Raw genomic sequence first — 731 nt, forward strand, 5'->3', positions numbered from 1 at the left:
GAGTTATCTAATGATGCAGTTATTCAGCTTTTGACGGTCGAGCAGTTTTTCCAAATTGCTAATTATCAAACAAAACCCAAATTTTCACCGTTCCAGTGGTTGAAAGACAAGCTTTTGCCGAAGAAGACTGCCAAGGGGTTTACTAATAAATCTCAAGTTAGGCGATCGCCTCAACCAGCCCTACCCCAATTTGAATATGAGTCAGAAACAAGGCTGGAAACTTGGCGGGATTCATTATTAACTCACAAACATGTCCTCGATGCTTCAGCAACAGGTACGGGCAAAAGCTATGATGCGGGGCGCTTGCGTCCTGAAATGTTTGATGGTGTTGAAAGGATCGTCTATATATCTAATGATTCGCGCAATGTCACGACTTCCACTTTGCAGGATTGGGAAATTCTGCCTGCTCGTCACAATGGCTTGACTCATAAATCTGGTAAATTGCGCCGTGCTAAGTCGGGCGAGTCTTTAGATACTCAGGCAAATTGCTCGCGGACGGGGGCAATCGCTGCTCTGCGCGATAAGGCGATCGCTGACACGAAAATTATTTGTGAGACTTGCCCTTTGCTCAATGCTTGCCGTGGTAGTTCGGGTGATGGGTTTGGCTTTAAGCATAAACGAGCGATCGCTTTTAATTCTAAAATCCTGCGTTCTCATCCTGCTAGTTTGCCTAGTCCTAATGAGTTTGATTACTCGAAAACTTTGCTGGTATGGGAGGAGGTGTCGGAGAG

The 731-nt window shown here is 45.6% G+C and carries 1 pseudogene; it reads left to right on the top strand.

The annotated features are described in order from the left end of the window. Positions 1-731 (top strand): annotated as a pseudogene (locus AC805_RS26480) (hypothetical protein); the annotation flags it as partial.

The organism is Pseudanabaena sp. 'Roaring Creek' (genome assembly GCF_001402795.1).
In the GTDB taxonomy this organism is placed as follows: domain Bacteria; phylum Cyanobacteriota; class Cyanobacteriia; order Pseudanabaenales; family Pseudanabaenaceae; genus Pseudanabaena.